This is a genomic window from [Bacillus] enclensis (assembly GCF_001456935.1).
Taxonomy (GTDB): domain Bacteria; phylum Bacillota; class Bacilli; order Bacillales; family Bacillaceae_B; genus Rossellomorea; species Rossellomorea enclensis.
Window position 1 is genome coordinate 129,333 of sequence record NZ_KQ758482.1, and the last position, 25,661, is coordinate 154,993.

Annotated in this window: 20 protein-coding genes and 1 riboswitch; of the genes, 11 read left to right on the top strand and 9 right to left on the bottom strand. The window is 45.7% G+C overall.

The features are described 5' to 3' along the window. Window positions 1-22 precede the first annotated feature (22 nt). Window positions 23-367 carry a DUF1360 domain-containing protein gene (locus tag AS034_RS00610; RefSeq protein WP_058297068.1) on the top strand — a complete coding sequence of 115 codons (345 nt, stop codon included), beginning with the start codon at window positions 23-25 and terminating at the stop codon, window positions 365-367. A 40-nt stretch (window positions 368-407) separates the two neighbouring features. Here AS034_RS00610 and AS034_RS00615 read toward each other — a convergent pair whose 3' ends face one another. The 3 genes from AS034_RS00615 to AS034_RS00625 all read right to left on the bottom strand — a co-directional run bounded on the left by AS034_RS00615 (window position 408) and on the right by AS034_RS00625 (window position 4,242). Next, window positions 408-1,586 (bottom strand): BMQ_0737 family morphogenetic spore coat protein, encoded by a 1,179-nt coding sequence (locus tag AS034_RS00615; RefSeq protein ID WP_473243009.1) that lies wholly within the window; start codon window positions 1,584-1,586, stop codon window positions 408-410. Window positions 1,587-1,794: 208 nt separating this feature from the next. Next, window positions 1,795-2,901 carry a BMQ_0737 family morphogenetic spore coat protein gene (locus AS034_RS00620; RefSeq protein ID WP_058297070.1) on the bottom strand — a complete coding sequence of 369 codons (1,107 nt, stop codon included), beginning with the start codon at window positions 2,899-2,901 and terminating at the stop codon, window positions 1,795-1,797. Window positions 2,902-3,144: 243 nt separating this feature from the next. After that, a complete protein-coding gene (locus AS034_RS00625) occupies window positions 3,145-4,242 on the bottom strand; it encodes a BMQ_0737 family morphogenetic spore coat protein (protein WP_058297071.1) in 1,098 nt (365 codons plus the stop codon). Between the two features lie 320 nt (window positions 4,243-4,562). On the opposite strand from AS034_RS00625, the gene AS034_RS00630 reads away from it, so the two are divergent. The 7 genes from AS034_RS00630 to AS034_RS00660 all read left to right on the top strand — a co-directional run bounded on the left by AS034_RS00630 (window position 4,563) and on the right by AS034_RS00660 (window position 12,341). Then, entirely contained in the window at window positions 4,563-4,985 is a 423-nt protein-coding gene (locus AS034_RS00630; protein WP_058297072.1) for an SRPBCC family protein, read from the top strand. After that, window positions 4,986-5,309 carry an ArsR/SmtB family transcription factor gene (locus AS034_RS00635; RefSeq protein ID WP_058297073.1) on the top strand — a complete coding sequence of 108 codons (324 nt, stop codon included), beginning with the start codon at window positions 4,986-4,988 and terminating at the stop codon, window positions 5,307-5,309. A gap of 130 nt (window positions 5,310-5,439) precedes the next feature. Then, a complete protein-coding gene (locus tag AS034_RS00640) occupies window positions 5,440-6,396 on the top strand; it encodes a DUF4003 family protein (RefSeq protein ID WP_058297074.1) in 957 nt (318 codons plus the stop codon). Between the two features lie 100 nt (window positions 6,397-6,496). Continuing rightward, complete coding sequence (locus AS034_RS00645; protein ID WP_205629790.1) at window positions 6,497-8,104, top strand: sigma-54 interaction domain-containing protein; 1,608 nt, start codon at window positions 6,497-6,499, stop codon at window positions 8,102-8,104. 184 nt (window positions 8,105-8,288) lie between these two features. After that, window positions 8,289-9,437: an iron-containing alcohol dehydrogenase gene (locus tag AS034_RS00650; protein WP_058297075.1), complete on the top strand. Its 1,149-nt coding sequence runs from the start codon at window positions 8,289-8,291 to the stop codon at window positions 9,435-9,437. Between the two features lie 75 nt (window positions 9,438-9,512). Beyond that, window positions 9,513-10,901: a hypothetical protein gene (locus tag AS034_RS00655; RefSeq protein ID WP_058297076.1), complete on the top strand. Its 1,389-nt coding sequence runs from the start codon at window positions 9,513-9,515 to the stop codon at window positions 10,899-10,901. 21 nt (window positions 10,902-10,922) lie between these two features. Then, window positions 10,923-12,341 carry an NAD-dependent succinate-semialdehyde dehydrogenase gene (locus tag AS034_RS00660; RefSeq protein WP_058297077.1) on the top strand — a complete coding sequence of 473 codons (1,419 nt, stop codon included), beginning with the start codon at window positions 10,923-10,925 and terminating at the stop codon, window positions 12,339-12,341. 77 nt (window positions 12,342-12,418) lie between these two features. On the opposite strand, the gene AS034_RS00665 is transcribed toward AS034_RS00660, so the two are convergent. Next, complete coding sequence (locus AS034_RS00665; RefSeq protein WP_082641588.1) at window positions 12,419-12,676, bottom strand: hypothetical protein; 258 nt, start codon at window positions 12,674-12,676, stop codon at window positions 12,419-12,421. A 128-nt stretch (window positions 12,677-12,804) separates the two neighbouring features. Beyond that, a complete protein-coding gene (locus AS034_RS00670; protein ID WP_058297079.1) occupies window positions 12,805-13,164 on the bottom strand; it encodes a DUF805 domain-containing protein in 360 nt (119 codons plus the stop codon). A 270-nt stretch (window positions 13,165-13,434) separates the two neighbouring features. On the opposite strand from AS034_RS00670, the gene AS034_RS00675 reads away from it, so the two are divergent. Then, a complete protein-coding gene (locus AS034_RS00675; protein ID WP_058297080.1) occupies window positions 13,435-14,853 on the top strand; it encodes an alanine/glycine:cation symporter family protein in 1,419 nt (472 codons plus the stop codon). A gap of 530 nt (window positions 14,854-15,383) precedes the next feature. Beyond that, window positions 15,384-15,501, top strand: a riboswitch (SAM riboswitch). A gap of 99 nt (window positions 15,502-15,600) precedes the next feature. Beyond that, window positions 15,601-17,217 carry a sodium:solute symporter family protein gene (locus AS034_RS00680; protein WP_058297081.1) on the top strand — a complete coding sequence of 539 codons (1,617 nt, stop codon included), beginning with the start codon at window positions 15,601-15,603 and terminating at the stop codon, window positions 17,215-17,217. A gap of 68 nt (window positions 17,218-17,285) precedes the next feature. On the opposite strand, the gene AS034_RS00685 is transcribed toward AS034_RS00680, so the two are convergent. The 4 genes from AS034_RS00685 to AS034_RS00700 all read right to left on the bottom strand — a co-directional run bounded on the left by AS034_RS00685 (window position 17,286) and on the right by AS034_RS00700 (window position 24,653). Then, window positions 17,286-18,047, bottom strand: a complete 762-nt coding sequence (locus AS034_RS00685; RefSeq protein WP_032086204.1) for a class I SAM-dependent methyltransferase — start codon at window positions 18,045-18,047, stop codon at window positions 17,286-17,288. A 111-nt stretch (window positions 18,048-18,158) separates the two neighbouring features. Next, entirely contained in the window at window positions 18,159-21,242 is a 3,084-nt protein-coding gene (locus AS034_RS00690) for a GNAT family N-acetyltransferase (protein WP_058297082.1), read from the bottom strand. Between the two features lie 253 nt (window positions 21,243-21,495). Continuing rightward, the gene (gene shc / locus AS034_RS00695) at window positions 21,496-23,376 is read right to left on the bottom strand and encodes a squalene--hopene cyclase (RefSeq protein ID WP_058297083.1); all 1,881 of its coding nucleotides are present in this window, start codon (window positions 23,374-23,376) and stop codon (window positions 21,496-21,498) included. A gap of 152 nt (window positions 23,377-23,528) precedes the next feature. After that, window positions 23,529-24,653: a PLL family lectin gene (locus AS034_RS00700; RefSeq protein WP_058297084.1), complete on the bottom strand. Its 1,125-nt coding sequence runs from the start codon at window positions 24,651-24,653 to the stop codon at window positions 23,529-23,531. 234 nt (window positions 24,654-24,887) lie between these two features. On the opposite strand from AS034_RS00700, the gene AS034_RS00705 reads away from it, so the two are divergent. Beyond that, entirely contained in the window at window positions 24,888-25,601 is a 714-nt protein-coding gene (locus AS034_RS00705) for a Crp/Fnr family transcriptional regulator (protein WP_058297085.1), read from the top strand. Window positions 25,602-25,661 lie beyond the last annotated feature (60 nt).

Sequence of the window (25,661 nt, forward strand, 5' to 3'; positions counted from 1 at the left end):
AAAGCAGAAGGAGGTGTGCAGCATGGTAAGTCTATCTTGGATTGAATTCATCATCCTCATCCTGGCTTCATTCAGGCTGACCCATTTAATTGTCTATGATGAAATTACTTCGTTTATCAGGGACCCTTTCGTCTCGGTTACGTATGAAGAAAATGAAGCTGGGCAGCTCGTCCAAACCATTGAAGTCAAGGGGAACGGCCTGAGGAGCTGGATCGGCAAACTCTTGAGCTGTCATTGGTGTACCGGGATATGGAGTGCAGCATTAATCGTAGGCATTTATGTATACTTGCCCGGCGCTTTCCCTGTCATTCTAGTATTGGCTGTTGCGGGAGCGGCTGCTGTGATTGAGTCAAAACTATCTCTATGAGAAATAGGGGGAAGCAGCAGCTTCCCCCTTTTAGGGTATTTTAGAATCGGTCGCAGGCCCCAACAGAGATATTATCCTCTGAGATGGCAACAACCATATCTGCTATAGTCTCAACTCCGCCTTCTTCTCTGAACGCAAGAGTTACTGTGTTGGCAGCATCATCTATTATCATTAGGAATTGTGCGTTTGTTTCTTCCTGTCCTGCTAATTTAATCGTTCCAACACCAGTTACTGTAAATGCAGCAGGAGGGTCGGTAGCAAGACTACAAATAGGCTGGTTGAGTTGAGTTGCAAAGAACGTGAAGCTTTGGTCCACTGCAGGGTCAGTACCTCCAGGTAAATCCTGGAACATTACAGTCAGTGAACTGTTTGAGAGAGTACATTGATCACAAATCACTGTGTTTAATGTCAATCTCCCATTAACAGGCAACAATCCGCCACCATAACGTACTGCAACTGTACGAAGCTCATTCTGCAATGCAGCACTTCCTTGGCATCCGCAGTTGTCAGGCGGAAAGAATGTTGGACATTGGCGAGGGAATAACGGGAATCGGTCACATTGCGGACGCAGGTTTTCAACAGGGATCGCCTGGCGCGGGCCACAGAATTTTGCTTCTACTTCCAGTTTCACTTCTGCTTCTACTTGGACGTCTGCACATATGACAAGATCGATCAATACTTTGTTATCCAATAATCTGCTCAGGACTACGGCACAGTCGACCTCAAAAATGTCACATTTGATTTCTGTTCCTGGAGGGTTACATAGTATCACTTCATCCGTAAAGCTGACAGGGACGGTGAATTTACAAATGAATCTTCCTGAACAGAAGAAGTGAATCCGTAGCTCAGTACTTAGTACAAGCGTGACGATACGGGCACCTTCAACTCCTGGGACTTTTGCTGGTCTACATGCTGCCACTTCACAATCACGGCTCCCCAACACTTCTTCGCATGTTGCTGTTACTTGCCCGGCACGTTTGAGGCATCTTTTAATACGAGCAATACAATCTTTCGGGATATCTACTTTATTGATGTATCTGTCCGAAATCACTACCCAATCGTATACTTTAGTCACTCTGATACACTCTGGACCAATAGGGTTCGGGTTAGGCGTTTGTTTGCCCTGGATGGGTTTTATGTCTTTTCCCATCGCATTCATCCTTTCTATTAATATAATAGTTTCCCTACATATTATGGGAGACAAGCAGTGGTGGTACATGTTTTTGGAAGAAGAGACTGATTCACTATATAAAAATAGATTTAATTTTTTGGTGTACTGTTCTTGAAAACTAGTAAGAATACTTGTATATGTATAACCTGTTATTCTTATGGTATTTGTAGCAGTAGGCTGTCACTGTGAGAGTCGAAAGAAACTACCTCTATAAAAAATAGGGAGGAAGCAGCAGCTTCCCCTATTTGAATAAATATTAGAACTGATCACAATCCCCCACAAAGATATTTTCAGCTGGGATAGCAACTGTCATAGTAGCTAAAATCTCAGTTCCGCCTTCTTCTCTAATTGTAAGATCGACTGTGTTAGTTGCATCATTTATGGTCATTTGGAACTGAGCGTTTGTTTCTTGCTGTCCAGCTAATTTAAACGTTCCAACACCGGTTACTGTCAGATTAGTAGGAGGGGCACCAGGGCTGGTAGTAATGCAAGCTGGCTGGTTGAATTGGGTGGCAAAGAAGGTGAAGCTTTGATCTACTGCCGGGTCGGCGCCTCCAGGTAAATCCTGGAATACAGCAGTCAGTGAACTGCCCGAGAGCGTACATTGATCACAAATCACTGTATTCAATGTCAATCTTCCATCAACAGACGTTAACCCACCACCAGAACGTACACTCACTGTGCGAAGTTCATTTAGCAAGGACGCACTTCCTTGGCATTGGCAGTTCGCAGGCGGGAAGAATGTAGGACATTGACGCGGGAATAGCGGGAATCGGTCACATTGCGGACGGAGGTTTTCAATAGGGATTGCCTGGCGCGGACCGCAGAATTTTGCTTCAACTTCCAGTTTCACTTCTGCTTCTACTTGGACGTCTGCACAAATTACTACATCAATCAACACTCTGTTATCCAATAATCTGCTCAGGACCACAGCACAATCAACATCGAAAATGTCACAGTTGATTTCAGTTCCAGGAGGATTGCATAGAATCACTTCATCCGTAAAGCTGACAGGCACGGTAAATTCACAAATGGAACTGCCTGAACAGAAGAAGCGAATGCGCAGCTCAGTACTTAATACCAGGGTCACGATGCGTGCGCCTTCAACTCCAGGCACGTTTGCCGGTCTGGAAGCCACTTCATCACAATCACGGCTTCCCGGCACTTCTTCACAAGTTGCGGTTACTTGGCCACTGCACCCCTCAATTGCAGCAATACAGTCATCAGGAAGATCTACTTTATTGGAGTATCTGTCCGAAATCACTACCCAATCGTATACTTTTTGTACTCTGATACATTCCGGACCAATCGGATTCGGGTTGGGCGTTTGATTGCCCCGGATGGATCTAATGTCTTTTCCCATCTTTTTCATCCTTTCAATTAATAGTTTCCCTACATATTATGGAAGACAAGCAGTAATGGTACATGTTCTTGCGAGAAAAGGCTGAAGTACTATATAAATAATTGGGTCTGCAATATTTTTAGCAGGGAATTTATGTATTACTTATTATTAATGTGAAGTATGAAAGGGCGATTGATATAATTCAGTCGAAATTATTTCAATAATAAATAGGGGGAAGCAGCCCTCCCCCCTATTTTCGGTATGTTAGAATTGGTCGCAATCCCCCACAAAGATATTTTCAGCTGGGATTGCAACTGTCATAGAAGCTAAAATCTCAGTTCCGCCTTCTTCTCTAATTGTAAGAGTTACTGTGTTAGTAGCATCATCTATTGTCATTTGGAATTGAGCGTTTGTTTCTTCCTGTCCTGCTAATTTAAATGTTCCTACACCGGTGATTACAAGGTTAGTAGGGGGATCGGTAGCTCCGCAAACAGGCTGGTTGAATTGGGTGGCAAAGAAGGTGAAGCTTTGATCTACTGCCGGGTCGGCACCTCCAGGTAAATCCTGGAATACAGCGGTCAGTGAACTGCCTGAGAGCGTACATTGATCACAAATGACTGTGTTCAATGTCAATCTTCCATCAACAGACGTTAACCCGCCACCAGAACGTACATTCACTGTACGAAGTTCATTTAGCAATGACGCACTTCCCTGACACCCACAATTAGCAGGCGGGAAGAATGTAGGACATTGACGCGGGAATAACGGGAATCGGTCACATTGCGGACGCAGGTTTTCAATAGGGATTGCCTGGCGCGGACCGCAGAATTTTGCTTCTACTTCCAGTTTCACTTCTGCTTCTACTTGGACGTCTGCACATATGACAACATCAATCAACACTCTGTTATCCAATAACCTGCTCAGGACAACGGCACAATCCACATCGAAAATGTCACAGTTGATTTCTGTTCCAGGAGGGTTGCATAGAATCACTTCATCCGTAAAGCTGACAGGTACGGTGAATTCACAAATCGAACTACCTGCACAGAAGAAGCGAATGCGCAGCTCAGTACTTAATACCAGGGTCACGATGCGGGCACCTTCAACCCCCGGCACGTTTGCCGGTCTGGAAGCCACTTCATCACAGTCACGGCTTCCCGGCACTTCTTCGCATGTTGCTGTTACTTGGCCACTGCAACTCGCAATTGCAGCAATACAGTCATCTGGAAGATCTACTTTATTGGAGTATCTGTCCGAGATCACTACCCAGTCGTATACTTTTTGTACTCTGATACATTCCGGACCAATCGGGTTCGGGTTGGGCGTTTGATTGCCCCGGATGGATCTAATGTCTTTTCCCATCTTGTTCATCCTTTCAATTAATAGATTCCATACATACTATGGAAGACAAGCAGTATTGGTACATGTTTTTCTGAAAAAAGGCAGGTGCACAATATATCCTTATTGGGATGAAGTTGAAGTCTCTTTCTACTAATAGAAAATCAATTACCGACTTTAATTTAATAGGTAATTAGTAATGATTCAAAGTAACCATTTATAGGAAATATAAGAATATCGAAAAAATCCTCTCACATTAAAAGTTAGTTGACATATAACCAAAAGGTGTTATATTAATAAACGAAACCATATGGTGTTATTTTACTTAGAAAGCAGGAGGTCAAATGACAAATCTAGTGAAAGATATTGAACAGACAGCGATTTTCGATGCATCCATCCAAAAAGTGTGGGATGCTGTCTCAACTTCAGAGGGAATTTCTGCGTGGTTCATGCCGAATGACTTTGAGCCTGTTGTCGGCCATGAATTCCATATTCAATCCCCTTTCGGCCCCTCTCCCTGCAAAGTGCTGGAGATCGATGAACCGAACAAACTCTCATTTGCGTGGGACACCGACGGCTGGGTTGTGACGTTCCAGTTGAAAGATCTTGGAAACCAGACAGAATTCACGGTCGTACATGCAGGCTGGAAAGAATCGGATGATACGATCTCGAAAGCCGGCGAGAAGGCTTCCATCATTCGCGACCGCATGAACAACGGCTGGTCCGGACTTGTGAATGATCGCCTGAGGAAGGTTGTGGAGGAATAAATGGGAGCGGTGAAACACGATGTCTTTCATGCAATCGCAGATCCGACCCGCCGGGAGATGCTGCGCCTGCTTTCCGAAAAAGACCGTCCGATTTCGGACATCACTTCCCATTTCTCCATCAGCAGGACCGCGGTCACCAAGCATCTCGGGATTCTTACCGAGGCAGACCTTGTCAGCGGTAAAAAAGTCGGTCGTGAAAAAATATACAGCCTTCATCCTGAACCCCTGACTGAACTCAAGGACTGGCTGTCCTACTATGAACGTTTCTGGAATAATAAACTGTCGATGCTTAAGCATCTGGTTGAAGATGACGAAGATCTTTAGCCTGCTTTTTTATGAGCAGGCTTATTTCTTTTTAACTAAACTTCTCGCGTAACGATTTCCGAATTGACGAAACTTTTCCATTTTTCATCCGTATATAAACTAAACAACTTCTCTTAAGGACGTGATACGGTTGAACAAAATCGAAACGTATAAAGATATATATGCAGGCGCAAAAAAGAAACTCAGCTGGAAGGTCACCGACCAGCGTTCCGTCATGTTGATCGCTTCCCTTTATGTGACCGAGAATCTTGAATTTGATGGCGACCGGCTTGAGGCAATGGCAGACTTCATTAAAAAGAAAGTCGGATTCTTTACCACGCTTCATTCCCATCAGCGCTATCTGTTTGCAGCGATGCTCATCACCCGCTTTCAAGACCCCAAAACAGCGTTTCAATCGTTCATTTCAACGTACAAAGCACTGGTGGATGAAGGTTTCTCGATGGGAGCGTATACCTATATTTCCGCTATGGTACTGATCAGCGCTGAAAACACTGATGGAGAGACATCCTCCCGTGCAATGGAAGTGTACAAGAAGATGAGAAAGAAGCATTTCTTCCTTACAGGCCAAAGCGACTATCCGCTTGCGATGCTTCTTGCTCAAAGAACAAAGGATACGGACCTCTTGATTGACCATATCGAATATTTCTACGATAAGCTGAACCTTTCCGGTTTCAATAAAGGTAATGACCTTCAGACGATGAGCCACATCCTTTCGCTTGTCGAAGACGAGGATCCGGATGACCTGGTGACACGCTGTACGGAAATCTTCGATTGTTTAAAAGAAGAAGGCATCCGGCCGAAATCCATGTTCTATCCACAGGTCGCCATGCTTGCCTTTTTAAAAAACGGCAAAGATCAAATCAGTGAATTAAAGGAAATCCGGGAATCATTGAATGAAAAAATCCGCTGGCAAAAGGACATGAATTTCATGATGGCTGTCAATCTTCACCTCAGCAATCAAATTGATAATTCATCCCTCTTGCAGATGAATCTGTCCACGACCATCGAAGCGCTCATTCAGGCACAGCAATCCGCAACGATCGCAGCCATCGGCGGTGCGACCGCTGCAACGCATAACGGGAGTTGATTGAGGGGACGGGCCTTTAGTGTTAAGGCCCGTCCCTCGGTGCGTTAAAGTGTGATAGTATGATAAAAAGATTATGATTTTGGACTTGGGAGGTTTCAAAATGCGGATTGGAGTTTCAGATGATCTAGAGCGAGCAGTTGAACTGTTCTCTTCTTCTGAAGAAGAGTGTTTGGAGGTTCATGATGAAGAAGGTAAAACGATTAGCATTTTGACGCTGGATGAATTGAAGGAGATATTCCAGGAGGTACCATCGCATTTATCAGTAGGAGAAATTATCCATAAGCTGTCAACAGACCTCCATACCACTAATAAGCAGGCAAGAGTAATGAATGAATATAGTGAATTGCTTGAGAACGAAATTTTCACTAACATCATCAATTCCCTTTATGATGGCGTATTTATCACAGACGGGTATGGGATAACGGTCAAAATAAATAAGGCATATGAAAGGATTACGGACCTGAAACCCCAGCAGCTGATCGGTTATCATATGGAAGAAATCATTAAGGAAGGCTATATTTCAAAATCCGCTTCCATCCAGGTAATTAAAGAAAAAAAACCCGTTACACTGATGCAGACCATTCATAACGGCCGCAAGATCATTGTATCGGGTACCCCTATATTCAATGAAAAAAAGGAGATTCTTTATGTCATTAACAGCGTAAGGGACATCACTGAACTTTTGAAGCTCAAACTCCGGATTGAAGAGCTGCAAGAATTAAAGAATCTCAGGCAAAGTACAAAAGCAACCTTCATGAACGATTCACCACAATCATCATTCTATCATAGTGAAAAAATGAAAAAGACATTCCAAATCATTGATCGAGTGGCGAAAACGGATGCTAAGGTACTCCTTCAAGGTGAAACCGGTGTAGGTAAAACAATGGTCGCGAAGTATATTCACGAACACTCAACCCGTACCGCAGGAAGCTTTCTGGAGCTGAATTGCAGTGCCCTCCCTTCAAGCTTAATCGAAGCTGAACTATTCGGGTATGAACCCGGGGCATTTACAGGAGCTCTGGCGAAAGGAAAAAAAGGGCTGCTGGAAATTGCCGATAACGGGACTTTATTCCTTGATGAAATCGGGGATCTGCCTTTGGAACTACAAGTTAAATTACTAAAGGTCATCGAAGACCAGGCTTTCATTCCGATTGGGGCTTCAAAACTGAAACAAATCAATGTAAGGATCATTGCCGCCGCACACAAGAATATTAAAGAGCTTGTAAAGAATGGAGAGTTTCGGGAAGATCTTTATTATCGATTAAACGTGGTGCCAATTGAAATCCCTTCCTTACAGGAACGGCAGGAAGAAATCATCCCCCTGGCAGAGCAATTTCTTGAGAAATTTAATATAGAATATGGATTGAGCAAGACATTAAGTATTGAAGCATTGAATATCCTTCATGAATATAAATGGCCGGGAAATATCCGGGAATTAAAAAATTGCATTGAACGGTTAGTGGTCACATCACCTTTCGAAACCATAGCTTCAAAGGATTTGCCTTATGAACTCTCAGAAATAAGCAACAAGCAAGAGAGCTTCTCAACTGAAATGGAAATCATACCGTTAAAAGAAGCGGTAGACAGCTTAGAAAGAAATTTAATTACAAGGGCATTGAAGAAATACAAAACAACACGTAAAGCAGCCGATGTATTACAAGTCAGCCAGTCAACAATCGTACAGAAAATGAAAAAATGGGAGATTTGATTATTTTTTTAATCAAATCTCCCGTTTTTGATTTATTTACTAATCATCCCCTCCCCCCCTACATTCTTCAACCCCTTCCATTCTAACTTTTCTGAAAGTTGGCACAAAAATTGCATTAATGATTACAAAGAGTTTTTTCTAAAAGCTATCTACGATTTCATAAATAAGAAAGGAGCACGTCATCATGTCAATATCCACATTTAAAATTGCAAACAAACTCATTACCGGGAAAGGTGCCATAGAAACAATCCCAAATGAAATTCAGCGTCTGGATATCAAAAAACCTCTTATTGTGACGGACGAAATTCTTCAAAAATTAGGCGTCGTCGATCAGGTCACACCGTTTTTGAAAGGGCTTACGGTCGGGTTATATACAGGAGTAAAACCTGAGCCTGAATTTTCAGTCGTGCACGAATGTACAAACATGTTCAACGAAGGTGCCCATGATGGACTGATTGCCATAGGTGGAGGAAGTGCCATCGATATCGCCAAAAGTGTATCGGCTTTTGCAGGCTTTGATGGAAAGCTTACGGATTTAGTAGGGACAGACCTCGTACCGAAGAAAGGCGCTCCGATTATCGCTCTTCCCACTACAGCGGGGACTGGCTCTGAAGTAACGAATATTTCCATTCTTTCTGATAAGGAAGCTCAACTGAAAAAAGGAATTGTCAGTGATTATCTGCTGCCAGATGTCGCGATAGTTGCCCCTGAGATGACCTTGACGATGCCTCCTTCTGTCACGGCTGCAAGCGGTGTTGATGCACTTGTCCATGCAATCGAGGCCTATATCTCGGTGCACGCATCGCCAATCACAGATGCACTCGCTATATATGCCATTAAAATGATCGCTGACAATCTGCCAAAAGCATACGCCAACCCATCCCATTTGGAAGCACGTGAAAACATGGCAACCGCAAGTTTGATGGCAGGTATGGCATTTGGAAACGCCGGAGTGGGCGCTGTACATGCCCTCGCTTATCCGCTTGGGGGGCGTTACCATATTCCACATGGAGTAAGCAATGCCCTGCTTCTTCCTTACGTAATGGAATGGAATAAGATTTCCTGCATGGAGCGTTTCAGGGATATCGGATCAGCTTTAGGTGAAAAAGTTAGTCATTTATCTGACGCTGATGCCGCAGATCAAACCGTTCAAGCAATGAAACGGTTGTGCACTGCAGTTAATATTCCTTCTGGATTACGGGCCTTCTCCATTCCTGAAAGCGATATTCGGGAAATGGCTGAAGATGCAAGCAAGATTGAACGTCTCTTAAACAACAACCCTCGTAAACTGACTCAAAAAGAAATCGAACAAATTTATCAGGCTGCTTACTAAGCAGTTTTGATTTGAAGGATGGGATGAAAAAGCTTAGAAAAGAGTAATAACTATTGTTGAAAAGGGGTATATAATATGTGGAAAAACCGTAAACATGGTGAAGAATCACCATACATCCCTATGGGACCATTTAAATTAAGACTTCCCTTTATACATTATAAGTTTGAATGGCCCGACTATGTACAGGGACTGCTCATGTGTGCCGTGGATTTAGCTGCCATTCCATTGATGATCGAATTATTGGGGATGCCATTTGAAGTCGCTTTGGCCGTAGTGTTACTGAATGGTTTGCTTTATTTGACTCATCATTTACTTGGCGATCCGGTTGTTCCTGGCTGGATCACACCGGCCATCCCGTTAATTATGGCTTATGTATCAACGTTTCCAGAAGGTGTAGACAGGGTGCACGCACTGGTTGCCTTCCAGCTCACCCTTGGGCTCTTCTCTATTTTCTTAGGGGTGACAGGACTTGCAAAGAAAGTGGTATCGTTTGTTCCACCGGCGATTAAATCTGGCGTCATTCTGGGTGCAGGATTCGCTGCGGTCATCTCGGTTTTTCAGGTTGGAGGCCGTTTCGAAAGTTTCCCATGGACCATCTCAATCGCTGTAGGAATCGCATTTTACATCATTTTCTCGCAGCATTTCAATCAACTTAAAAACAAAAGCGCACTCTGGGGATTAATTGGGAAGCTCGGTATTTTCCCTATCATTATTCTAGCAGTTATCATTGCTCCTTTATTCGGTGAAGCACCTTGGCCTTCGATTGAATGGGGCCTGATAAATCCGGATTTCGGTACTCTATGGAGTGAATATACCGTATTTGGGATAGGCTTCCCATCAGCTATGTTATTTTTGACTGCCCTGCCAACAGTACTGGCAGCATATATTGTATTATTCGGTGATGTCCTGCAGAGTAAGGCATTGGTTGAAGAAGCTGATGATGTCCGGCGTGATGAGAAAATCGACTATAATCCAAACCGGGCTCATATGATTTTTGGGGGACGGAATACGATCATGAGTATCCTCGGTCCTGATGTGACGATGGCAGGTCCCTTATGGGCAGCCATGCAGGTCGTTGTCATCGAACGGTTCAAAGAAGGAAAAAAAGCGATGAATTCTATCTTTGGAGGATCGGGCTCCTTTCGGTGGGGGACCAACACCGGGCTTCTATTGCTTCCGATTGTGAGTTTAGTAGAACCCATTCTCGGAATTGCCCTTGCTCTTACTCTATTAATCCAGGGCTACGTCAGTGTCCGGGTAGGTATCCTCGAAGCCCGCAGTCATAGGGATCTCGGGATTGCAGGGATCATTGGCGCAGTACTTGCCACTAAAGGAGCCACCTGGGGCTTTGCAGTCGGAATCATTCTTTGTGTACTCATTTATGGAAAGAAGTTTTTCAAAGGAGAAAATGATAAAATATTCACTAAAGATTTAGAAGAAGATGAAATTAAAAGAATTTCTTAATATTTGAAGAGGAGGCAAAACATGCAACACTACAATATGCTCATAAACGGTGAAGAAATCGGGAACGACCTGCCAAAGACGGAGGTGACGAATCCTGCTACATCAGAGGTTGTGGCGACGATTCCACGCGGCGGTAAAGATGAAGCGGTGCGTGCGGTCGACGCAGCGGATACAGCATTCCGTGACTGGTCAAAGAAATCCGTCTACGAGAGAAGCGAGCTCATCCGAAAATGGTACGACCTCATCAATGATCATAAAGAAGACCTGGCTGAAACCATGACAAGGGAACAAGGTAAGCCCCTTAAAGAAGCAGCGGGTGAAATTCAATATGCCAACGGCTTCATTTCCTGGTACGCAGAAGAAGGAAAACGGGTTTATGGTGAACAAATCCCGGCTACCCAGACCAACAAGAGATTATTTGTTTCGAAGCAGCCTGTCGGTGTCGTGGCGGTCATCACTCCTTGGAACTTCCCAGCTGCGATGATCACGAGAAAAGTGGCTCCGGCCCTTGCGACCGGCTGTACCGTCGTCATCAAGCCGGCCAACCTGACACCACTGACCGCTTTGAAAATGGCTGCTCTTGCTGAAAAGGCGGGTATCCCGAAAGGAGTCATCAACGTCGTCACCGGAGATTCGAAAGCGATCGGTGAAGCATGGCTTGAGGACATGCGCGTGCGCAAGCTTACCTTTACCGGATCGACGGAAGTAGGCAGACAGCTTATGAAAGGCTCTGCTGATACGATAAAGAAAATTTCACTTGAACTTGGCGGTCATGCCCCATCCATCGTGATGGACGACTGTGATATTGATAAAGCAGTCGAAGGCGTCGTCGCATCCAAATTCCGTAACGCCGGTCAGACATGTGTGTGCTCAAACCGTGTTTATGTGCATGAGGATATCTCTGAAGAATTCACTCAGCGACTGGTGAAAAAAGTGAAAGAATTGAAAGTCGGAAACGGACTTGAAGAAGGCGTTGACATCGGGCCCCTCATCGATGAAGATGCAGTGGAAAAAGTCCAGAAGCATATCGATGATGCTGTAAGCAAAGGGGCAAAAGTGGTCACAGGAGGTAAAGCCGGCAAAGGGCTTTTCTTCGAACCCACCGTCCTCACTGATGTGAGTGAAGACATGATTTGTATGACGGACGAAACATTCGGGCCTCTTGCCCCGATTTCAACATTCAAGACTCAGGAAGAAGCAATCGAGCGAGCCAATGATTCGATCTATGGACTTGCTGCCTATGTGTTTACAGAGAATATCACACGGGGCATCCAGATCTGCGAGCAGCTTGAATATGGGATTGTCGGCCTGAACGACGGCGTCCCTTCCACACCTCAGGCTCCGTTCGGCGGATTCAAGCAGAGCGGACTCGGACGGGAAGGCGGACATCAGGGAATCGAGGAATTCCTGGAGGTTAAATATATTTCTGTTGGATTGTAAGAATTTCAAAACCCCTGACACATTTAATGGTGTCAGGGGTCTTTTATTATCCATCCATCTTTGACAGTTAAAGCAGGTTACTTTTTCTTATCTTCCTCTAAATCAAGCCAGGTCAGCACCTCTTTCAGAATCGTATTGACCTTTTTGCTCACATATTCTTCTCCGTAAATACGTTTCGCTTTCTCTAGGTCTTCAAGGACCCCTTCCTCCAAATCGATAAACGGAGTGTCTTCTTCCATATCATTATACAATTCGATCATTGCTTCGAGTCCCTCTTGCATCTTATCGATTGCATCACTGTACTTTTGGATTTCATCGCTTTTCCCTCGCATCATATCACCCACTTCTAGTATGCGTGGGAATTGCTGGCATTATTCTTTCACCAGCCAAAAGTCCATTCCGTCATAAAACTAAATCAAAACACCCGGCTCCCTTTTCAAAGGATGCCGGGTGTCGACGTTTACTATAGATAGCCTCCGCCAAATTTAGGGTTCTGTCCCCATTTATTGGACTGGCTTTCGCCTTCCAGGCACATGAATACAAGGATAACGATCCATCCAACGACCGGAATCAGGGAAATGAGAATCCACCAGCCGCTTCTTCCAGTGTCATGGAGCCTGCGAATGGTAACTGCAAGAGAGGGCAAAAAGATAAATAATGAGTACAATCCGTTCAACCACCCGTCTATGCCAGCTGCCATTTGAATGACAAAAATCCCCATGCTTATTAAGAAGTTGACCAGATAAAACATCCAATACTCTTTCCGTCTTGCTCGATCCCCAAAGTTTACATAGTTCTTTATTACTTTTAAATACCAGCTCATTTAAAAACTCCTTTATACTGCAATTCTACTATGCTAGTATAACATATCATTGTCGAAGTTTGTCAGGACGAGGAGGGCAAAATCTCGTTTATCCTTCTGTATAAAAGGTCTCTTTCTTCTCTTCAACCCTTTCCAGCACTCGTTTTTATGATAGTCCATAAAACTCATTCTATGGCAAACTTTCACATATTACTGGACAGGCTGGGGGTGTTACTATATATAATAGAAAAGGATTCAACCAGAAAACGCTTACATCATGAGGGGGATTTTATGTTAGATGTGCTAAACAAGATCAATGCTTTTCTATGGGGTACACCAAGTTTAGTACTGTTGTTTGGAACAGGCTTATTTTTGACCATTATGCTTAAAGGTTTGCAATTCAAAAAACTATTTTATGCTTTTAAGCTTGCGTTCACAAAGGAATCAAATACGGATTCCTCTGATTCTGAAGGGGATATCAGCAACTTTAAAACGCTGATGACTGCTCTATCAGCCACAATCGGTAACGGGAACATTGCCGGTGTTGCGACCGCACTGACAATCGGCGGACCGGGAGCGATCTTCTGGATGTGGATCGTCGGCCTACTGGGCATGGCGACGAAATATGCCGAGGCGCTGCTGGCAATGAAATACCGTGTGAAGAATAAAAACGGTGAATACTCGGGCGGTCCGATGTATTACGTTGAAAAAGGGCTCGGCAGCAAATGGAAATGGCTGGCCGTCGCTTTCGCATTATTCGGTGCTTTCGCTGCACTCGGTATCGGAAACAGTGTTCAGTCCAATACAATTGCCGACGTCATGACCACTAGTTTCTCCATCAATAACTGGGTCACGGGGATCGTTCTTGCCGTGCTGACTGCTTTGATCATTTTTGGCGGTATTCAACGTATCAGTACAGTTGCTTCATTCTTTGTGCCGATCATGGCATTCCTTTATATTGGCGGTTCACTTTTGATCATCGGGTTGAATTATGACATGATCATTCCGGCTTTTAAACTGATTTTCCATTACGCATTCAATCCGGTTTCGGCTGCAGGCGGATTCGCCGGGATCGTCATAAGTGAAGCGATCCGAAGCGGTGTTTCACGCGGGATCTTTTCCAATGAAGCAGGTCTCGGTACGGCTGCACTCATCGCGGGGAATGCTAAGACCGATCATCCAGTAAAACAGGCTTTGGTTGCGATGACGGGTACCTTCATTGTTACCATCATCGTGTGTACGATGACAGGACTTGTATTGATCATCACCGGTTTCTGGGATCCGACAGGCGGAGCCATTTCAGGCATCCAGCATTCCGCTTCACTAGATGGCGGGGCGTTGACGAGTGCCGCGTTCGGACATGCCATCGGGGTTGCAGGAGAATACATCGTTTCATTCTCTGTCATTTTCTTCGGCTTCTCCACGATCGTCGGCTGGTATATGTATGGGGAGAAATGCTTCGAATATCTCACAGGCTACCGCTACATCGCTTCCTACCGCTTGATCTATGTCGTTGCGACAGGTATGGGTGCAGTGGCGAACCTTGAACTAGTTTGGGCGTTTGCGGATATGTCGAATGCTTTAATGATGATCCCGAATTTGATTGCCCTGCTGCTGCTTTATAAGGTAATCGTGAAGGAAACGAATCATTATTTCAATGACTATCTGCCTTTGCAGATGAAGGGTTATTCTAAGAGGAAAGCAAGTTAAGAGAAGAAACTGAGTCTATATAAAACCCGAACTAAATTGCCTTAAGAGCGGCAATTTAGTTCGGGTTTTTTTGTAGTTTTGTATAATGATGCATTCAGTTCCAGCGTTTGATTGGAGTGCAAGACGAAGACTCCTGCGGGAGAAGTGGCCAATCAGAAAAGCGGAAGGGCGGGTAGCATAAGACGAATTGGCCTGGAAGGCGTTCTTTGCCTTCTTGGTCGATTTGGCTTATGACAAGGTGACTCTAAGCCCTGCAGCTGGACCCGTGAGACCCCGGAGGCGCAGCCGAGGAGGCTCACGGGTCTCACGGGTCACCCGCGGAAAGCGAAGTCTTGCACGGAAATCAATAGCGGTGATTAAGTCTGCCCTAATGTGCTTTAGTTATATTTTTTATTTTGAGCTCTGCTAATACCTGATTTCTCGGAATTATTTTGGACATTACATCATTTAGTCCTTTTTTCTCAATTTTCAAAATCAATTGACGGCATCCTATTAATGCGTTACAGTAATACATAACTTAAAACGAACAATCCTTATCAAGAGCCAGGGGAGGAAATTGGTCCTGTGATCCTGCGGCAACCTGTTATTTTCTTAATTGAAAGTAGTAAGGTGCTAATTCCAACAGACACACAGTCTGGAAGATGAGGGAGAGATGATGCCTCTTCCTCTGGGAGAGGTTTTTCTTTTGATTCCTCTTTAATTCCTGACTAAACAGATCGTTATAAAATATTAAAGGGGATGCTAAAGATGACGGAAGTTGGTTATTGGTTTATCGGATTTGCACTTTTTTACACCGTTTTTCTTATTTTCGTAAGTCAGTTCTCAAGAAAGAAGGCTGCCGACGGCAATGGTTTCTTTGTTGGCGGCCGGGGATTCAATTCCTTTTTTGTAGCAGTATGCATTACCGGATTATTTTCGGGGTCTTCCTATATCGCGATACTCGAACTGAGCTATCTGACCGGCATTTCAGCGATTTGGTACGGGGTGGCGGAGACCATTCACGTATTGATCATTGCTCTTGTCTTGATTACCCCATTTAGAAAAAAAGCCTTGGTGACGATTTCAGGCCTCCTGGGAGATCGTTATGGTGAAAAAGTTAGAGGGATTGCAGGTGCCATTACGGCATTCACATTCCCAATGTGGTCGGTCGCCACTGCACTTGCTTTTGCCTCTGCATTGTCAGTATTCACCGGCGTCTCATTGATTTGGGCCGTCACGATGACAGCCGTCCTTCTCCTCGCTTATCTTCAGTTTGGCGGGATGTGGTCAATCGGATTCACACAATTGAGTAATGTGGTCGTCTTTTTCATCATGCTGGTAATAGGAACATATGCATTCTTCATCAACCCCGGCGTGGAAGGAATCGCTTCATTATTTAATGAAAAACCGCAGTATGCTACATGGGATGGGGCAGGAATACAAACGATACTTGCGTGGTTCGGAACCTTTTTATTCAATGTGATCCTGGCTCAGGCAGCCTTTCAGATGGCATTATCCTGCAAAACTCCTGAAGAGGGCCGGAAAGGATTATTATATGGCGCTGTATTGGGTATCCCGCTCATACTTGGAGCTGTGTTATTCGGTCTTGCTGCCCAGCAGGTGGTTCCGGGTCAATCCCAGGGATTGGTCGCGATCCCGCTTTATTTGATGGAGACTCTGCCTGCTCCACTTGTCGGATTATTCTTTCTTGGATTCTGGGCTGCTGCCCTGAGCTGGGGGGCTCCTTGTCAATTCTCTGGCGCCACAAGTCTTGGGAGAGATACCGGGAAAGCCATTAACCCGAAAGCGACAGAACTTCAGCTTGTCCGTTATACGAAGTGGTCACTTGTGTTATTGACTGTATTAATGATCAGCTTTGCTTTGATTCGTTCTGAACAGTCCGCCTGGTGGAATGTTCTGGCCTGGGTTACACGGAACTCGGCAACCTTCGCCCCGGTTGTAGCTGCTTTATTCTGGCCGGCCGTCACAAAACGGGCTGCCCTCATTTCCCTTTTTACAGGTTCTTCATCGGGTTTGCTCTGGTATCACCTTGGAGGATGGGCGATTAATGATTTTTATCAGAACATCCACCCCGTGTGGATCGGGATGATCGTGAATATCCTGACGATCGTTTCAATAAGCCTCATTGAAAATGCCGGCAAACTGGAATGGAAGAGTTCCATCAACAGCATCGGCACGTATTCAGCAGCAATATCCCTTTTGCTTGCTGTCACAGCGGCATTTGCTTTCAACTTTCTTTACAATACAGGGCTGCTCGGCATTGTGCTGACACTGATTGTACTCGGACTATTCACGACTTGTATCAATTTCATCAAGAAAAAAGAAACATCACAGGCCAAAAACGCACTGTTGAGAACAAGCTGAATGACAGAAAGAAAGCCTGCTCCAAAGAATATGGGAGCAGGCTTTCTTTTCGGATATATTATTTCCCTTTATTTTTCTGCAATATAAATGATTTTCTGATTCCCGCTTGCCGGCTCCTCACCTTCCTCGAAATCCGCGCATATTTCCACGTGAGAAAACCCGATTTCCTTCAGGACGAGTCTGAGTTCCTCTACTCCATACCATCGCAAGGCAAAGCGCTGGAGTTCTGTCTCGACGAGGCTCCCGTTTCTCCATTTTTCATATTTCAAGTGAGTCACTTTACGCTGATGGAAGAAATCCACTTCGACTAGCTTGCTTTCCATCGTGATCGTGTCCCCGCCTGGAAGCGGGAAAACAGAGGTGTGCACCTTCCCGATATCAAAAGTTGCATCAGGCAGGAAAACATCCATGATGAGTCTTCCACCCGGTTCTAAATGGGCATACAGCTTCTTTAACGCTTCCATCGATTCATTACGGTCATCAATCAGTAAGAAGGAACCTCCCGGAATGATGATGACTTCGTACTGATGAGGGAGATCGAGATTCTGCAGGCTTGATTCGTAAAGCTCCGCCTTGAGACCCCTTTCTTCCAAACGGTGACGGCATGATGCCAGCATCTCAGGAGAATCATCCACTCCATCGACCACTATGCCGTTTTCCACAAGCGGGATGGTGACCCTTCCCGAGCCGGCCATCGCCTCGAGGATCCTGCCTTTGCATTCTTTCAATTTTCCCTGATAAAACTCGATATCACCGCCGAATGATTGTCCGACTTCTTTCGTCAGATCATATACTTCGGTGCATAATTTGCCGTAGTGACTAAATGACATTTTCGTACATCCTCCATTTACCACAGTCCGCCAGAATGCAGTCCGTGTCCATTATCTTAAACATGATTAAAAAGAATGCCCTCCCCGGATGTCCGGGTCGGGCATTCTCCGTTAGTTAAACGATATTTTTCTCAGTTGTTTATATGCACCGGACAAATCTTCTTCACCCAAAACCATCATGGTCGGTTTGACTTTTACGGATTCACCGGAAGCAGCTGTCCACTCCTCAGAAGAAGCCGCTACCAGCACTTCCTGATTGATATACACTTCGGTCATTTTGGCCGAATCAGGATGGATGAGCATCGCCTGCTCTTTCCGTTCATCGGAACCGGCTTGAATGAATGGACTGTCCCCGATCACAAATTCCTCGATACCTGCATAATACGTATCGAATTTGCCGTCGGACGGCAGCTTCACAAAACTTGAGGTCAATGTTTCACCCGGCTTGAAAAACACCTCCAGATCCACTGACTCCCCTGTAAAGGTACGGCCGGATTCCTGCTCGATTTCACAATAGAAGGCAAGTACCGGAACTTCGGGAAGGGTTAGGGCATATTGACGGAGCGTGATCCCCTTCATCGATTCATGCTCTTTTAAGACAGTGGTAACTGCAAGCCCTCTCCATGAATTTCCGTTAGAATCCTGCTTCGTGACGGGATTCACACTTGTCGGTTCCTTCAGCATCGAATACGGGCTTACATTCATGAATGTATAGCGAATTCCTCCTCCCCAAGGATTCCACCAGGCTTTCGGTCCTGGGGCAGGGTACTGATGATGAAGGAATTCTTTATTTTTATACATCAATGAATAGATTCCAGGATAATAGCCTTCTGCCGCTTTGAAGGAAAGCACTCCATTATCGACCGTCCAGCCGTCAGCTTTCTCGACTATTTCGATTATTTCCTTCTCTCCTGTTACCATAGAAATAGTTTCAAATGAAGCCCTCTGGCCCTGAGAGTGGAATTTGCCTTTGATACGCTTGAGGCCCGCTTCTCTATGATGCAGCTCCACATTCACATCTGTGGTTTCATCCTTTTTCGTTACGGTTTTATCCATGCTTTCGTCTTCATTCTTAAGCTCCAATGTCCCGTCGAGATATGGTGTAAGCATGGACCGGAATGAGTAGCCTGCATGATCGCCCGCAGCCGAAACGAGATTTCCATCACTTGGTTCAAGAGAATAAAGCGGACATTCCTCAAGGCGTTTCATATCATCACCGAGTACGAGTGACCTCCACTCTTTCCACGAAGGTGCTGTATTGATCCCGACTTGAATCGGCCCTAGACATACTTCCCCCTGGGACTGGACAGGATCTACCTTATACTCAATCGCAAAGTGCCAGTCATTCTTTCTGCCAATTGCCCCTTCCGGCCACGCAAGGCCCTTCGTTTCCCCATTCGCCCCAGAGGTGAACAACCAGCGTTCCGAGATTTCCTTGTCACGGATGTAATCCATGAAGGGCATCATGACTTCGTCGCCGATTACTACACCTTCCTTTTGAGGGATGGCCATACCCTTGAACTCAATCGGAAGCGGCTGAATGAGATAGAGCTGTTCCTTCGTTTCTTTCGACTTGTTCACGACTTCATGCTTGATATCCACAATCCCGGATCCGTACAACTTAAAATACGTATTCAGGACAACAGATGGAAAGGCCTCTGATTCCAGGGTTGTCTTTACTACGAATGCCTCAGGGGTTTCAATGTATTCAACTGAAGAAGCTTCTTTTTTAGAAAATTCTTCGCTGAACGGTTTGCCGAGCCTTGGAGTGAACAGGATCGTCGGACTCTGTTTTGACAGGACAGACCCGATCTTGACGAAATGATTCCTCTTTTCGATTTCGACAAAGTAAGGACCGGTAAAGGCCTTCCAGTGATATTCGGATTCTCCGCCGAACCGGGCTCCAAGACCAGGGAATTCTAGAGCCAGCCTTGAACTGAATTCAAAGGATTCCCCGTCTTTTTTCACGACTTCGATTTTGACTTCTTCCGAATAGAATCCGTTCTTAAGCAGTTCAGCATGAAGCGGCACCGAAATCCTGCTTTTCCCTTTTATCTCAGCATTGATTTCCGCCTGTGACCATTTCACAACATGGCTGTGCGGAAGTTTGACTGTCCAGTGCGCGTCGTCCTCAAGCTGACTTTCAATATCCAGATGAAGGACGGCTTTCTGGTTCTGCCGCCAATGTTTGTTCACCGTGCGCAAATGAAGTTTGCCTGCCTGTTTCGGGTAGACCCCCATTTTCAAAGGGAATAATTTTCCGTCAACCTCGATATTTGCAGAGACCACGGGATGTGTTTTCCATGGACTCGGTTCCCGGTCTGGCAGAGTCAGGACCGCCGGATACTCTCCCGTCCATTCGCCTTCCACCGTTTCTTTTCCTATGAAACTATGATTCACGATTTCTGTGGACATCCCCCATATGGAAACATCAACAGGTGTAGTGGTCTTATTGACGACACGGTAGGAAACCAGATGTTCTTCCTTCTCCAGAAGCTTGAAGTCCGGAAGCTTCATTTCCACCAGGAGTTCCTGCGTTTCAATCAGGCGGATTCCGCGTCCTGTCCGTTCAAATTGGACACGGACAAATTCATCTCCCGCTTCCCATTTGTACTCATAATAAGTATGGTCTTTATCCTTGATCCCGTCAGGCTTCACCTCGATGATGCGCTGACTCGCAGAGTACCAGTCATGTTTTTCAAAGAACGGCTTCAGCCAATCGACCTGCAGTACTGAAGGAATGAAGTTCATCAAGTGGGTTGTGTCATCACGGTCTTCCCAGAAGAAACCGCACTTCTTGTATAGCGGGACAGCCTTCGTGTTCCCGGGCCACGTAAATAAATCGAGCCGCGGCCACTTCAATTCGATCGTCTTTTCGAGGGCCTTCAGGACGAGCTGCTTTCCGATCTTCAATCCATGATAATCAGGATGGACATTCAAGAGCGGAATGTACATCGCCCCTTCGTCTTCACGGTATTGAGACAATCCGCAGTACCCGACGACCTCGTCGCCCACCATGGCCAGATATAAGTGCAGATTGGAAGAGTTAGCTTCCTTTTCGATCACGTCCTGCTCCGTTGTTACCGTGGAATCACCGCCCCAGTTTTCGCGGCTTTCGTTCCACATCTTTGCAATCCCCTTTGCAAGACCTTCATGGTATTCTACGATTCTTACTTTCTCCAACGTTGTCTTCATAATGTCCTCCTGAGCTACGTTTTAATGTGTCGAACCTCACGCTTTTTTCCGTTATCCTCTGCTCCGTTAAAAGTAATCATCATCTTTGATCTCCTCCTTTTTTTATTTGGAAAAAATTACTTCCCACTCACAGTTTAAAATGATATGCCCGATAAGTAAAGAATATTCTAACTCTTTAGCGCGGTGCTGAGATGAGGGACGGGCGTTTAGCACAGTGCAGCATTTTGACTGCTGAAGGATAGCGGCACTCTTTTCATCCATACTTTTTAAGATAATGGTTTAATGTAAGAAGCGGCCAGATATACTGGTAACTGTGATAGTGAGCGTAGAATACATCTTTTAGGACCGCACCTGTCGGATAGGTGTGTGCCGGGGACGATTCCTCGCTGTGGAGGAGTTCCAAGAGTCTCCCCATCCCCTTTTCAATGGCAGGGGTAGGCTGATCCGATATACTGATGAGTGCATCGAGTGCCCAGGCCGTCTGAGAAACGGTACTGAATGAGAGCGGGACATACTTCCCCCGTTGATCGCTGTAGCATGATTCTCCCCACCCGCCGTCGGTTCTTTGGATATTTTCAAGCCACTTTTCAGCCTTCCCGATCCTTTTGTTCGAAGAAGGCACCCCGGCGGCCCTCATGCCGGTGACAGCTGCCCATGTTCCATAAATGAAATGAATTCCCCACCTGCCTGCCCAGGAACCGTCTTCTTCCTGAGTCATTGTCAACCATGTGATCCCTCTTTTCACATCGGGATGATCCTTTGTCAATCCGGCTCTGCTCCCGAGGAATTCAAGGGTCCTTCCTGTCAGGTCTGCCGTAGATGGATCAATCGCCGCGGCCTCTGCCCCGTCCAGCGGAAATGAAGCGAGAATCCCTTTGGTCTTATTTTTCTCAAAAGCAGGCCATCCGCCGTCTCGGTTCTGCATTCCAAGAACCCAGTCGACGCCCCTCTCCCAAGCGTGCCGAATTTCCGGTTTGGCTCCTGCTGAATACGTGATGGCGCGGAGGGCGGCAGTCGTATCATCTACATCCGGATGAATCGAATTGCTCTCAGAAAATCCCCATCCTCCCGGTGATACGTCCGGTAGATCGATGGCCCAATCCCCGAACTTAAAGTGCTGATGCTTTAACAGGTAGTCGACGGATTTCCGGATTGTCTCATTTTCAAAGGAAAGACCGGATTCTTGAAGCGCATGGCTGATGAGAGCCGTGTCCCATATAAGGGAAGGTGAATTTTGGACATGGGGACCGTTATCGGTCTGACAGATCATCCGCTTCAATCCGTCTAATGCATTTTTTATGATGGACGAATCACTGCGGTAACCAATCGATTTCAAAGCATATATCATAAAAAAGGTCGTGCTGAAATAACTCAGGTACGTCCCATCCCGTTCGATTCGTTTAAGCATATAATCCTTCGCAAATTGCCTTGCCTCTGAACGGAGTAACTCAGGGAAACCAGCAAGCCCCTTTATGCCCTCCTTCAGTTTTTCAAAAAGGAAAAAACGGTCTTCATCAATATCATGCAAGCTGTCCGATCGCCCTTGGAGGAACAGATGTCTGATATTCGGGGTCCGGGCACTCTGCAAATGATAGCGGGCATCCCTTACCAGCAGAAACGGAACAATATGGGCCCTTGCATAAGAGCTGAAATCCCAGAAACTGATCGGGAACGTCCGGGGAATGAGGAGCACTTCAATCGGAACAGGCATGATATGCCGCCATTCATATTGTCCGTGAACGGCAAGCATCATCTTTGTCAGTGAATGAGCCTTTTCCAGTCCGCCCATATGTTTAATGAATCGTTCCGCTTTTACCAGACGGGGATCTTTTTCATGAAGCAGCCCGCTGTACCGCAGAGCGAAATATGCCTCGATCGTCGCCGATAAATTCCCTTCCGCTTCATCCTTGAATAACTTCCATGTTCCCTCTTTTGTCTGCCTGTTCAAGAGCCGTTTTACAAGCTGCGATACCAGCGCGTCTTCCTTAAAATATAATGATCTGATGAGGATGATCATATAGGCATCCGTCATCGGGCTGTTTTCAAAACAGAATGACCAGGTTCCGTCAGGATTTTGTCTTTCACGGATCTCTTCCGCCATCTTGTCGGCTGTTTCTTTGATTTCTCCTTTCATATCTAAGCCTCCCGCTTTCTCTGATGTGGATATCTCTGCTATGTATATGTGTATGGGGTGATGGTTAGTCGTTGAAGGCTGTCCATTTTCCACTCATTAAAAGAAGGAACCGTTGTTGGGTGGTTCCTTCTTAAATGCCGTTCAGTGAATCATTACGAATACCATTTATGCCACATATGTTCGTTTCTTCCCCTGGCGAAGGTGTCGATGCGTCTTTGCCCCCACGAGACAGCCCCTGGTGAGGAACGCACTCCTCCCCTCGGTGCCCCGAGGTCTTCCCAATTGCTCCATCTGGAACCATTCCACCATTTATGCCACATCGTATTGTTGTCTCCGCGGACAAATGTATCAATTCGGTTCGATGCCCAGGATGACGCTGCCGGGGCCCCCTCAAAACCGCCGCGCGGCGACCCGAGATCCTCCCAATTGCTCCATCTTGAGCCATCCCACCATTTATGCCACATCCGGTCGTTATTTCCTCTCACAAAACAATCGATGCGGTTCGGCCCCCATGATACCGCTCCAGGTGAATCCCTGAGACCGCCGCGTGGTGCACCGAGATTTTGCCATCCGCTCCAGCGCGAGCCGTCCCACCATTTATGCCACATGTTGTTGTCGTCTCCCTCGACGAATACATCAAGCCGGTTTGCGGACCATGAAGAAACGGCCGGATCGCCTTTGAATCCACGAGGGGGTCCGCCAAGGTCTTCCCATTCACTCCAGCGCGAACCGTTCCACCATTTATGCCATAAGGTGTCCCGGTTCCCCCTTACGAAGGTATCGATCCGATTCGGTCCCCATGATACGGCCGCAGGGGAACTTTTCAATCCCCTTCTTGGAGCACCGAGATCTTCCCAGTTGCTCCAGCGCGAGCCGTTCCACCATTTGTGCCACATCCGGTCGTTTTCCCCACGGACAAATGCATCGAGTCTGTTTGACTGCCAGGAGGCAACAGCAGGAGATCCTTTCATTCCCCTTGGCGGTGCACCGAGGTCTTCCCATTGCTTCCAGTTTGCGCGGAACTCATCATGGTTTCCGCCCCCGTACTCATATCCGTAACCGTACGGATAATGGACAGGCTGATACTGGGGAACATAATAAACCGGATCGTTCTGGTAAAACGTTCTCTGTTGGTAAGGTTTCATTTGATAAGGATAATAAGAATGTGCATGCACCAGCCAGTCATACTGAATGCCACTGTACAGGTCCGGATGACCGTTTGGAAACATTCCATTCCGGCCATTAAACTGATTTACAGGATAATGATAAGGCAGCATCGTGTACCCCTCCTTTTCAATCTGTATTTACCTTATGCAGGCAGCCCAATTTAGGAGTACGTACACTTTTTCAAACCGCCTCTTTATGATTCGTTACAACTTAGTGTCAACGCTATTTTTTTCCAGAATCTTGTTGTAAACTCCTGCCAGACATGTTAATTTTAAATCGATAAGTACTATTTGAAATGCATGTTTTAATGAACTTTAGTTTATATAGGAGGGAAAGATGTTTCGATGGATAGGATGAAAAGAAAAAGTGACCTTTCAACTGTTTCAGAAGATTTGTCTTCCTTATTAATATCAATCGGAACACCCCGCACAGTAAAAAAAGGATCTTTTTTGTTCCAGGAAGGGGAAAGGGCCGACGAATTGTTTCTGATCAGATCCGGTGTTTTTCAAATCAGCAAACTGAGCCTTGAAGGCAAGGAATTGAATATGCGTATATGCAAGAAGGACGATTATATCGGGGAGCTGACCCTCTTCTCGGAGAATGCCACATACATGCTGAGTGCATATGCCCTCGAAGCTGGAGAAGTCTTGACTATCCAAAGGAACCAGCTTGAAAAAGCACTGATCAATGATGCCCCGCTGACTTTTGAATTTATGAAATGGATTTCGACCCAGCTGCGAAAAAACCAGTCAAAAATCAGGGATCTCATCATGCACGGAAAAAAGGGAGCCCTCTATTCCACTCTCATCCGCATTTCGAATTCATACGGAGTAAAAATGGATGACGGCATCCTCCTCGATATCCATCTCACCAACCAGGAGCTCGCTAAATTTTGCGCTGCCACAAGGGAAAGCGTCAACCGGATGCTGAGTGACCTTAAGAAAAAGGGTATGATTGATTACACTCCTGATGGCAGGATAATCCTCCTTGATCTTGGGTACCTGCGGGAGGAAATCGGATGTGAGAACTGTCCTATTGATATATGCAATATCGACTAGGTAGGATTTTCACGATTCCGGGATGAAAATCATTTGAATTTTTGTCCCTTTCTTTGTGCT

Excerpts from the sequence above, each read along its gene's own strand:
- AS034_RS00610 (WP_058297068.1), top strand. The coding sequence starts at position 23 with ATGGTAAGTCTATCTTGGATTGAATTCATCATCCTCATCCTGGCTTCA.
- AS034_RS00660 (WP_058297077.1), top strand. The coding sequence starts at position 10,923 with ATGCAACACTACAATATGCTCATAAACGGTGAAGAAATCGGGAACGAC.
- AS034_RS00685 (WP_032086204.1), bottom strand. The coding sequence starts at position 18,047 with ATGTCATTTAGTCACTACGGCAAATTATGCACCGAAGTATATGATCTG.
- AS034_RS00620 (WP_058297070.1), bottom strand. The coding sequence starts at position 2,901 with ATGGGAAAAGACATTAGATCCATCCGGGGCAATCAAACGCCCAACCCG.
- AS034_RS00635 (WP_058297073.1), top strand. The coding sequence starts at position 4,986 with ATGGGAGCGGTGAAACACGATGTCTTTCATGCAATCGCAGATCCGACC.
- AS034_RS00655 (WP_058297076.1), top strand. The coding sequence starts at position 9,513 with ATGTGGAAAAACCGTAAACATGGTGAAGAATCACCATACATCCCTATG.
- AS034_RS00690 (WP_058297082.1), bottom strand. The coding sequence starts at position 21,242 with ATGAAGACAACGTTGGAGAAAGTAAGAATCGTAGAATACCATGAAGGT.
- AS034_RS00675 (WP_058297080.1), top strand. The coding sequence starts at position 13,435 with ATGTTAGATGTGCTAAACAAGATCAATGCTTTTCTATGGGGTACACCA.
- AS034_RS00650 (WP_058297075.1), top strand. The coding sequence starts at position 8,289 with ATGTCAATATCCACATTTAAAATTGCAAACAAACTCATTACCGGGAAA.
- AS034_RS00645 (WP_205629790.1), top strand. The coding sequence starts at position 6,497 with ATGCGGATTGGAGTTTCAGATGATCTAGAGCGAGCAGTTGAACTGTTC.
- shc (WP_058297083.1), bottom strand. The coding sequence starts at position 23,376 with ATGAAAGGAGAAATCAAAGAAACAGCCGACAAGATGGCGGAAGAGATC.
- AS034_RS00705 (WP_058297085.1), top strand. The coding sequence starts at position 24,888 with ATGGATAGGATGAAAAGAAAAAGTGACCTTTCAACTGTTTCAGAAGAT.
- AS034_RS00615 (WP_473243009.1), bottom strand. The coding sequence starts at position 1,586 with ATGTACCACCACTGCTTGTCTCCCATAATATGTAGGGAAACTATTATA.
- AS034_RS00670 (WP_058297079.1), bottom strand. The coding sequence starts at position 13,164 with ATGAGCTGGTATTTAAAAGTAATAAAGAACTATGTAAACTTTGGGGAT.
- AS034_RS00700 (WP_058297084.1), bottom strand. The coding sequence starts at position 24,653 with ATGCTGCCTTATCATTATCCTGTAAATCAGTTTAATGGCCGGAATGGA.
- AS034_RS00665 (WP_082641588.1), bottom strand. The coding sequence starts at position 12,676 with ATGATGCGAGGGAAAAGCGATGAAATCCAAAAGTACAGTGATGCAATC.
- AS034_RS00625 (WP_058297071.1), bottom strand. The coding sequence starts at position 4,242 with ATGGGAAAAGACATTAGATCCATCCGGGGCAATCAAACGCCCAACCCG.
- AS034_RS00680 (WP_058297081.1), top strand. The coding sequence starts at position 15,601 with ATGACGGAAGTTGGTTATTGGTTTATCGGATTTGCACTTTTTTACACC.
- AS034_RS00630 (WP_058297072.1), top strand. The coding sequence starts at position 4,563 with ATGACAAATCTAGTGAAAGATATTGAACAGACAGCGATTTTCGATGCA.